The 9,907-nt window shown below is 42.6% G+C and carries 7 protein-coding genes; 4 read left to right on the top strand and 3 right to left on the bottom strand.

The window, feature by feature from the left end:
* Positions 1 to 108 precede the first annotated feature (108 nt).
* Complete coding sequence (locus V7K27_RS25170; RefSeq protein WP_334950940.1) at positions 109 to 1,314, bottom strand: histidine kinase; 1,206 nt, start codon at positions 1,312 to 1,314, stop codon at positions 109 to 111.
* Between the two features lie 424 nt (positions 1,315 to 1,738).
* Between V7K27_RS25170 and V7K27_RS25165 the strand changes: the two genes are divergently transcribed.
* The 3 genes from V7K27_RS25165 to V7K27_RS25155 all read left to right on the top strand — a co-directional run bounded on the left by V7K27_RS25165 (position 1,739) and on the right by V7K27_RS25155 (position 6,021).
* Positions 1,739 to 1,864: a hypothetical protein gene (locus V7K27_RS25165; protein ID WP_334950939.1), complete on the top strand. Its 126-nt coding sequence runs from the start codon at positions 1,739 to 1,741 to the stop codon at positions 1,862 to 1,864.
* Between the two features lie 1,016 nt (positions 1,865 to 2,880).
* The gene (locus V7K27_RS25160; protein ID WP_334950938.1) at positions 2,881 to 4,275 is read left to right on the top strand and encodes an S-layer homology domain-containing protein; all 1,395 of its coding nucleotides are present in this window, start codon (positions 2,881 to 2,883) and stop codon (positions 4,273 to 4,275) included.
* 705 nt (positions 4,276 to 4,980) lie between these two features.
* Positions 4,981 to 6,021 carry an SGNH/GDSL hydrolase family protein gene (locus V7K27_RS25155; RefSeq protein WP_334950937.1) on the top strand — a complete coding sequence of 347 codons (1,041 nt, stop codon included), beginning with the start codon at positions 4,981 to 4,983 and terminating at the stop codon, positions 6,019 to 6,021.
* Between the two features lie 101 nt (positions 6,022 to 6,122).
* Here the strand turns inward: V7K27_RS25155 and V7K27_RS25150 are convergent, their stop codons facing one another.
* Positions 6,123 to 6,332 carry a toxin-antitoxin system, antitoxin component, Xre family protein gene (locus V7K27_RS25150; protein ID WP_334950936.1) on the bottom strand — a complete coding sequence of 70 codons (210 nt, stop codon included), beginning with the start codon at positions 6,330 to 6,332 and terminating at the stop codon, positions 6,123 to 6,125.
* Positions 6,333 to 6,521: 189 nt separating this feature from the next.
* Between V7K27_RS25150 and V7K27_RS25145 the strand changes: the two genes are divergently transcribed.
* A complete protein-coding gene (locus V7K27_RS25145; protein ID WP_334950935.1) occupies positions 6,522 to 6,890 on the top strand; it encodes a hypothetical protein in 369 nt (122 codons plus the stop codon).
* On the opposite strand, the gene V7K27_RS25140 is transcribed toward V7K27_RS25145, so the two are convergent.
* The coding region (locus tag V7K27_RS25140; RefSeq protein WP_334950933.1) for a CHAT domain-containing protein at positions 6,887 to 9,907 on the bottom strand (3,021 nt) is incomplete at its 5' end. The genes V7K27_RS25145 and V7K27_RS25140 overlap by 4 nt on opposite strands.

Here is a 9,907-nt window from a genome sequence, read left to right as displayed (position 1 = left end):
TTGTCATTTGTCATTTGTCATTTGTCATTTGTCATTTGTCATTTGTCATTTGTCATTTGTCATTTGTCATTTGTCATTTGTCATTTGTCATTTGTGAATCCCCAATCCCTAAGAAGGATAAACTGGCAATGTGAAGTGAAACCATGCTCCGTTATTGGGGGCAGAATCTACCCAAATTTGGCCATAATGTGCTAGGACGATGCGTTGGCATAAACAAAGACCAATGCCATAACCTTCTGTAGCTTCATCCCGTTGCAGGCGAAAGTGGTTTTCAAAGATGCGATCGCGATTTTCTACAGGAATACCAGGCCCAGTGTCGCCTATACTAAACTGAACTTTTTGGGTAGTGCGGTGCAATCCGGCAACGCTAATCTTTCCACCTTTTGGGGTGTATTTGATGGCATTATCCAACAGATTCACTAGCACTTGGCGGATGCGTTCTGGGTCAGCATATACATCAGGTAAGTCATTGGGAATATCCGTTTCTACCTCTTGGGCTTTGGCGGTGTAGCGATCGCCTAATTCTTCTAGTACATCTAAGCAAAGTTTACCTAGCTGTACTTTTTGTGGTATAATCGGAAATTCTATATCTTTGCCACAACCTACCTGCAAAAGGTCGGCAATCATCCGATCAATGACTTTAGTTTGATTACGGGCTTGTTTTAATAAATGTGCCGTCATCGATGGTTTAAGGCGCCGGAATTCCCCTGTCTCTAAATTGTAGTTAGATTGGAGAGTTTCTATGGCGATCGCGGCAGCAGTTAGCGGATTGCGGAGATCGTGTGCCAGCATCGCAATCACCCGGTCTTTAAAATGTAGCTGCTCTTGGAGGTGATCTTTTTCCTGCTTCAAGCGAAAAATTTCGTCTGAGAGTCGGATGAGTTCAGCAGAAACTGCAACTGAACGGATAGTGGATTTGGGTAATGTCACTCTAGCATTGTCGTCTATACGTTCTTGTAAGTCTGACTGTAATTTTAAGTAGGTGTCTACAGCAGCTTGCCAGCGAGGCCACCAGTTTTTCAATTGCGTTATGATATTACTCCCAGCTAAAATCTGTCGTGGTTCAGGATGGATTTTGATTAAAGCTGGCGTTGCGATCAATTTAAAGTGTTCTGCTAAGTAAGGTTGTTGTCCAATATCGATAATTTGAAGTTCAAAACTGTACTCAGCCTGCAATTCTTTTAAATAAGCACGTATTCGCTGCACCTGTTGTCGGGACTTGGGGCGTCCATCGACAAACAGTAACAGCTGGAGTGGAGCCTCAGAATAAATAGGCTGATCCTGGGAAAGTTGCATGTAATCGTGTTTCAGCACTCGTAACAACCCGGTGACGCTTTACAGAAAGTAAAATGGACTGACGGTTGTCGATGGTCGTTGTTTTTTCTTCAATTTAATATCTATTTTAGATTTTCATACTTCTATCAGATTGGCGTTTTTGACATCAGACATATCTTTTCGCTGCCTTTTGCCCCTTTTTGGCTAACTTCATCTCCAACAAACACCCTTGCCCTGAATCAAAATTTTCGCCAGAGCCAGCAGGTGAAAGCTTTGATACTATGTCAAATTGGCTAGTGCAGCACCATGTCAATTCGAGTCCTCGCTTTGAAATAGCGATGCCTAGGTTGGGCAAAGCCTACGCCCAACCAAACGCAAATCCTAATTGTATCTAATCTATCAGGAAGCTGTTAACTGTTCAGACCAAGTTTGTAGAGGGTTTTCTCAACCGCCAGTGCATCCGATGAAGTGTCTTTTTTGTCTCTACCCAATCCTACTGTTGATTGGGAAACAGCGATCGCTAACAGATACTAGGGAAACTGCTGCAACACTTGATTGCTTTGCATATAACCCCAGCCGCCAAGAATAACGAACTTACGCTAAGTTCCTGGAATTGGTTAACACTGGCATTTTCCAGCTATTGCCTTACTCAGCTTACCATCGTTAGATGAATAATTTCCAGAATCAATTGTAAGCCAGCGTTAGCGAACTTTATCCATTGCCCTCCTTGGGTGAGGCTAAGGGGGGCTTTAGTCCTAGTCTATCACTTCAGTTGCTTGGCGTAGACTGAGCTTGCCCGCACTTCGACCCTTCTCTACGAGACGCTGCGCGTAGCAAGATCCCGAAGGGTACGGCGCAGGTTCAGGGCAGGCAAGCTCAGTGACCACCGTAGGCATCGCCTGACTGCTAGTGCATCTGCAAAGAGATTCAAACTTTTGGTTTTTTGGCGAACTTGCAATCAGTTATCCGCTTTGGTAATTGAATATTTCGAGAACTATCTGAAAAATTTAGGACTGACGCACGAGTTACGGAATAACGAACCGCTTCAGCAAAAAAATTGTAGGTTGGGTGGAGCTTTGCGTAACCCAACATCCTGATAATCAGTTGGGTTGCGCTCCGCTTCACCCAACCTACGTCTAATGCACTATTTTAGCCTAGAGGGTCCACTACGTGCATTTCAAAAATCAAATACTAGTCCTATATCTGAAAAATTGATTCATGATTTTGCAGTCTGCCAGATTAATTTTGATTAGTTCGTAGTGGGTGGCTCTAACCCTGATCTCAGAACTAAGGGACTACCAAAATCACAAAACTCTTATCTAGCAAGCATTCCAGATTTATTTGTGTTTTTTTTCCGAAAATGTTAGTTTGCCAGAATTTTAGGGAATTCTATAAATAAGCATGGGAATAAAACCTAATGGCTGTAAAACAAAGACAACACGGTAGCTTTTAGCTACCGTTTACTAATTTTTTGAGATATCATCATCTTCACCAATACGAACAAGAGCAGGGGGACTGGAGGAAATGCCCAATCCCCTATTCGGATTCCCATTTAATGAACAGTCTGCGCTAGGGTAGGGATTGAAACTCAATTTGTGATTTCCTGTGCTTCCCTGTAAACGTCCAGCTGTATTTCTAATTTGGGCTGTTCTACTCACCTCGTTAACAGCCTGTGCTAACAGTCCAGTCGCCAAAAACCTTGAGCAATCTTTGGCGGCAGATCCTCAGCTGCAAAACAATCCAGCTGTGTTTGAAGAATCTCAGGTTAAGCCACCGCAAGCACAGCAAAACGAATCAACAATTAAGTTACCAACTGATTTTCCCAAAGATATCCCCCTATATTCCAATGCCAAACTACAGGAAGTTACACCTGCTAGTGGCTCAGAAAACAGAATCTCAACTCGTTGGTTGAGTTCTGACCCCAGCAACTTTATTGCTAGCTTTTATCGCAGCCAGTTTCAAACAAATAACTGGCAGATTTTGCAACAGCCAACAGATGATGCGGGTGGTGCTTTTGAGGCACGTCGTAACAATTTGCTGTTGAAGGTTTCCATTCAGCCTAAATCAGTTACTAAGGCCACACCGAATCAACCCCAAACAGCCACTGAATTATTAATTGAGTACGTACCGAATAGTACTACAACGGCACAACCTACCCCAACTACAAATCCTAACGAAACTAATAACGCCATTCCTCAACCAGGCAATCCCCAGTTCATTGGCCCGGTACCACCTGCAAATTTGGCAGCACAGCCACCAAACATCGCTAATAACCAAACAACTCCTACAGCCACAACCGAATCTCAGGCTTTCAACGATCTGAATAAGGTACCGCAAGAATGGCGGCAACACATCCAAGACTTGGCTGCATTAGGTGTTTTGTCTCTAGAACCAAAGGCAAATAAGAGCAACTCTACTACCACAACTAACCAGTTTGAACCCAGTAAAATCATTACACATCGTGAATACGCCCGTTGGCTAATTGCTGCTAACAATGCTATGTATGCCAGCAATCCAGCGAAACAAATTCGCTTGGCATCAGAAAGTACTCAACCAATTTTTAGTGATGTGTCCGCAAAAGACCCTGATTTTCCAGCAATTCAGGGATTAGCCGAAGCTGGGTTAATTCCCAGTCCTTTGTCTGGAGATTCTACAGTAGTTTTGTTTCGTCCTGATGCACCCCTAACGCGGGAACAGTTGCTGCTGTGGAAATTACCTCTAGATACTCGCCAAGCTTTACCCTCTGCTAACTTAGATGCTGTAAAACAAACCTGGGGTTTCCAAGATGCAGCGCGAATTGACCCCAAGGCTTTAAGAGCAGTGTTGGCCGATTACCAGAATAGCGAACAATCCAATATTCGGCGGGTATTTGGTTATACGACTCTGTTTCAACCTAAAAAACCAGTAACTCGTGCTGAGGCTGCTACAGGTTTGTCATATTTCGGCACTCAGGGTGAGGGCGTATCGGCTGCTGAGGCTTTGAAATTAAAACGCGGTTAGTCCATCGATAGCATAAAAGTGGGTAATTACCACCTCTGAGCATATAAATTTTTCTATCTCTTTGTAATACACCTATTTTTTATCAAGAAAATGTAAATCTAAGTATTTACAGCGTTTTTATCTGGGTTTGATGAACTTTTGAGGAATAGTTAATTGACACTCTCAGCACTAAAGTGACTGAGATTCTTGGTTCAACGAGTCCACTTAAACTAAGTTCCTTGCGTTACCTAGTCCAGAGGTGGTTCTCTCCACGCCAGGTGCTTCAAGTCGGCAGAGCCGCCCAACGCACTGGCTCCCAAGCTTTAACTTTCGCTATGCCTACCGTAGTTGGATTTATCCAAAATTTGTTTGAGTTTTAAAGCTGGTCGTCTAGTTCCTATGAATCTTTTACCTACTTTCAGGTTGTCCAAAAGCACTACTAGAACAACGAGTAGAACCCCATAGATGAGCCACTGCGTTGCGGGGGTTCCCCCCGTTGTAGCAAGTGGCGTTCAGTTGTCTTCGCGTTAGCGTCTCCCCTTGGGAGAAGGTACAGCGCAAAGCCGTTAGGCTGCTAGGTTTTTAGACAGGTTGTATCCCTTTCCTGTTAGGTTAATTTTATCATCAAAGTGTACTTCACCTTTCTTGAAATATGCTGTAATTTTGAAGTAACTTACTATCGGCCTTTGATTACTTTTAAACAGACTAAGGAATACCACAGGTAAAATGAATATGAAAAAACAAGCGATCGCAGCAGGATTCGTTCTATTTTCTTTCATGTTGCCGACCAAAGCCTCGGCTGCGAGTTTTGATCAGCTTTATGTATTTGGTGATAGTCTTTCTGATACAGGCAATATATATAATGCTACCAAGAAAACATTCCCTCAAAGCCCACCTTACTTTGAAGGGCGTTTTTCCGATGGGCCGCTCTGGGTGGATTATCTCGGAGATCAGCTAGGATTAAAGCCCACTTTATTGACTGATATTAATTTCACTACTATTCCTCCCACACCAATTCCTACCCAAGGGATAAACTTCGCTTTCGGTGGTGCTAGCTCTGGTTTAGATAACGCTGTCCGTCCGAATGAGAATTTACCGGGAGTACTCAAACAAGTCCTTGGTTTTGCTGGAACTCTGAAAGCAAATAATCAAACTGCTGATCCAAATGCACTTTATACATTGTGGGGAGGTGCGAATGATTTCTTTTTTCTCAACCCCAAAGACTCAACCACGCCAATCAGTAATATATCCCTGGCGTTGAATACTCTGGTAGGAGTCGGCGCGAAAAATATTTTGGTGTTTAACTTGCCAGATTTAGGAAAGCTACCAGCAGCTAAAATTGATAATCGCAACCCTACAACTCTTAGCAAATCAACTAATGAGTTTAACTTGGGTTTAGCAAAAACTGTGAGCGCTTTGAGTCAAAACCCGAATCTCAACATCTTCTCTGTTGATACTTATTCTTTATTTAATCAGGCAAGTGCATTAGGTTTTACGAATGTAACCGATTCTTGTCTATTTAGTCCAGATATATGTAACCCAGGTAACAACAAGTTTCTCGTCTGGGACGGTTTCCACCCAACGACGGCTGCTCATCAGGTGATAGCAGATGCTGCATTGGCGGCGATTGAGGCGAAGTCTGTCCCTGAACCTGCGATCAACTTGGGGATTTTAGCCCTTGGTGCTTTTGGTGCGATCGCAGTGCTGAAGCGTCAACAAAAAAGGTCAGCAGGTCGGGTTGTTGATGCAAAATTATCTCAGTATTGATTTGTTAAAAGCTTTCTGCGAAACTGAGTTTGAGTGATAGAGCGAGGCTTTGAATTGAGGTGCGATCGCATATCAACCCAAAATAGCTAATATCATCAAATTCATAGTGTGTCATATTCTGCATCATCAGGATTATCCCAGATTTTAAGCAGAACTGGCTCAGAAAGTTTTGCTGCTGCAAAGGTAAGGCTATGATCTGTATTTTGCTGATCCAAAGAATCAATAAAATCTTCAACTAGCAAAACTTTTTCGGGAGGTAGCTTTTGAATTTTTTCAAGTAGCCTTTGCTCTGAAATGCTATCAGCCTCCATTATTTACATTCTCCTTGCTGTTAGCAATTATTTGTAACTATTTTGCTTTTATTAGTTACTTCATGCGTTCATTATAGTTTTTAGTTCTCTCTCTATCCACGAAAGCGATCGCTAACTGTCTCGATTTGTTAAAAGCTTTCTGCGAAACTATTAGAGGTATAATTGCTGAAATTTCGTGTATTTATTTAAATGCTTACCGTTACACCAGAGGAAATTAGTCAGTTTCGCAGCCAGTTGGCGGATAGTCCAGGGGCTTTAGCAGCTTTGGATACCATAGAAGAGTGTGAAGGCTATTTAGACGATGCCGTTCCACTGCTTGTTATGCGGGAGACTGCACAGGAAGCAGATAGATCGTTAAATGATTTGCTCGAAAAAAGCCGCCAATTCCTCTGTCAGGAGGAAGTTAGACAATTTTTGGAATCTGGATTAATTGCTCCAATTGTAGAACCATTGGCTGTTAGTGCAGGCATTCCTCTAGGTACTGCGACTGCACTGAGTATTTGTGTTTTTAAACTAGGTGCGAAAAACTTTTGTAAAGTCCCCGAATCTGGTGCTTAAAGTCCAGAAGCTGTAAATCCAGCCCAGTAGTAGGGATTTGCGAAAGGTAGGGGTTGACGTTGCTTGATTAGTTTCAAAGATTCTTGAAATATGATGCGTTGTCCTACTCTTAGTTGAGCAAGGACTTTTTCAATCTGGGTTTTGTGTTCCTCCAAAAATCTGTCTAATCCCTCAATAGTCAGATTTCGCAGCCAGTTTTGAGCTTCCTTCAGGGCTATGGCAACATCTCCTGCTTCCAATCGACCGAGTTTGAATAAGTTTTCGTAGAATTTAATCATCAAAAAGCTGGTGGAAAGGTCATCTACTTTCCATAGGGAACTAACGACACTGGGACTACCTGCTAATAGAAAACCGCTAGGTAATCCAATATATTCGTCACTGGTATTTTGAAAATCAATTAATCCAGTTTCGCAAGCAGAAAGAGTGACGAGGCGACATTTTTCTAATTTGAGAGCGAAGATTTTATCTAAGGTAAGGCATTTTTCTAAATCGTGGGTTTCCCCTACTCGCAAATTCAGGTAACGTTCGGAGTCGAGTTTTGTTGGTGTGTCTGCGACGGGTGCATTTGCCAAAATTAAGGCTGATTTACCGGGGTTTGTTAAGTTAAAATACCCGTGACAGCTAAAGTGGGCGCAATGGTAAGTATTTAAGTCAGTATTATTAGTAGCTGTGAGTGTCGCTGCTGTTTTTTTCAGAACGTTGGAAGTATTAAAGTAGCTTTGAATAACTTGTACTTCTAAATCGGTGTAATTCAGGTCTTCTGTAGGATTTTGAATTGCAAACAGAGATTGAAAATCAGGACGTTTGCGCTGTTGTACTTGTTGCAGTAGTTGACAACTGGGTGCATAGCTCACACCACCAGCAAATAAATCCAGAAGACAAGACGAATTTTCAGAATTTTGATTTATTGGAATTGCATGAAGGGGGAATAAATGCAGGAATCGATGGGGAATTAGGATGAGTTTATCGCAGTGCTTTGGTATCTGGTTTAATATTTCATCTATATGCAGAATTGAGGCTAATTCTTTGAGTGATTCCCCTAAGCTATTAAGCCATTGGTCTTTTTGAATGTAGTAGCTTCGTAAATATTGATTTCGCCAATTTTGCAGAGCTTCTCGGTCTTCTGGTTGAGATTGCCAAACTGTTACTTCTCTTGTTTTTGTGACAATAAGAGCCAGAATTTTGTCGTTGAGAATATACCACTCGATAATGGCTGTACGCTCATTTAAAGTAGGCTGGAATGAGTCAAATTTGAAACCATAGCCAACAGTTAAATAGCGGTTTTGTAATTCATTACGCTGCTGTCGCAATTTTTGGAGATGTTGCGCTAGGACTTGGGGATTTTCAGCTTTACCATTTTGGATTTGATATTGTCCTACGGCTATTTCATCCTTGTATGTTTCTAGTTGAGTGACTACTTCTGGGGGGAAGATAGTTTTAGAGTCACGTTCAAGAATTTGTTCAACTAAATAGCGGGTTTTACTACGTTCAACATATTCAATTGCTTCGGTAATCTTATTTAATTCTGTGCAAACTTCTACCATGCCGCTATAAACTTGGTTAAAGCGTTCCGCTTGTTTACGTTTGCTTTCTTCTCCAGATACTATTTCTTCCCGTAAAGATTCTATAGTGTCAATGGCAGACTCAAAATCATTGTATGCTAAGTCAAACTTGTTTATATTTTGATGAGCAATTCCCCGCATCCACAAAGTCTCTGCCCAATCAGTAGGCAAAGCTTCTCTGGTTCTGACAGTTAAAGCAGCAGTATAAGCCGCGATCGCCTGATCAATGTTCTCTGCCTTGTCTCCTGTAATTCTATCCCCGTAGGCAATAGCGAGATTGTATTGCATTCCTGCCCAATATTGAGGCAAAGCTTCCCTGGTGTAGACAGTTAAAGCCGCAGTAGAAGCCGCGATCGCATTTTCGATGTTATCTGCCCTGTCTCCTTTAATTCTATTCCTGTAGGCAAGTCCGAGATTATTTTGCGTCATTGCCCAAGATTGAGGCAAAGCTTCTCTGGTGTAGACAGTTAAAGCAGCAGTAGAAGCCGCGATCGCATTTTCGATGTTATCTGCCCTGTCTCCTTTAATTCTATCCCTGTAGGCAAGTCCGAGATTATTTTGCGTTGCTGCCCAATTTTGAGGCAAAGCTTCTCTGGTTCTGACAGTTAAAGCCGCAGTATAAGCAGCGATCGCAATTTCGATGTTCTCTGCCCTGTCTCCTTTAATTCTCTCCCTGTAGGCAAGTCCGAGATTATTTTGCGTTTCTGCCCAATCAATAGGCAAAGCTTCCCTGGTGTAGACAGTTAAAGCAGCAGTAGAAGCCGCGATCGCATTTTCGATGTTCTCTGCCCTGTCTCCTTTAATTCTATCCCTGTAGGCAAGTCCGAGATTATTTTGCATTCCTGCCCAATAAATAGGCAAAGCTTCCCTGGTGTAGACAGTTAAAGCAGCAGTAGAAGCCGCGATCGCATTTTCGATGTTCTCTGCCCTGTCTCCTTTAATTCTATCCCTGTAGGCAAGTCCGAGATTATTTTGCATTCCTGCCCAATAAATAGGCAAAGCTTCCCTGGTGTAGACAGTTAAAGCAGCAGTAGAAGCCGCGATCGCAATTTCGATGTTCTCTGCCCTGTCTCCTTTAATTCTCTCCCTGTAGGCAACAGCGAGATTGTGTTGCATTGCTGCCCAATATTGAGGCAAAGCTTCCCTGGTGTAGACAGTTAAAGCCCTAGTAGAAGCCGCGATCGCATTTTCGATGTTCTCTGCCCTGTCTCCTTTAATTCTATCCGTGTAGGCAAGTCCGAGATTATTTTGCATTCTTGCCCAATAAATAGGCAAAGCTTCCCTGGTGTAGACAGTTAAAGCAGCAGTAGAAGCCGCGATCGCATTTTCGATGTTCTCTGCCCTGTCTCCTTTAATTCTATCCCTGTAGGCATTTGCGAGATTGTGTTGCGTCATTGCCCATTGTTGAGGCAAAGCTTCTCTGGTGTAGACAGTTAAAGCAGCAGTAGAAGCAGC

It is taken from the genome of Nostoc sp. (assembly GCF_036919575.1).
Lineage (GTDB): Bacteria > Cyanobacteriota > Cyanobacteriia > Cyanobacteriales > Nostocaceae > Nostoc.
The sequence above is the reverse complement of the archived record's forward strand: the minus strand, read 5'-3'. Positions and strand labels throughout refer to the sequence as shown.

Bases quoted from the DNA above. Each gene is read 5' to 3' on its own strand.
- V7K27_RS25165 (WP_334950939.1), top strand. From the start codon at position 1,739: ATGAAGTGTCTTTTTTGTCTCTACCCAATCCTACTGTTGATTGGGAAA.
- V7K27_RS25155 (WP_334950937.1), top strand. From the start codon at position 4,981: ATGAATATGAAAAAACAAGCGATCGCAGCAGGATTCGTTCTATTTTCT.
- V7K27_RS25150 (WP_334950936.1), bottom strand. From the start codon at position 6,332: ATGGAGGCTGATAGCATTTCAGAGCAAAGGCTACTTGAAAAAATTCAA.
- V7K27_RS25145 (WP_334950935.1), top strand. From the start codon at position 6,522: ATGCTTACCGTTACACCAGAGGAAATTAGTCAGTTTCGCAGCCAGTTG.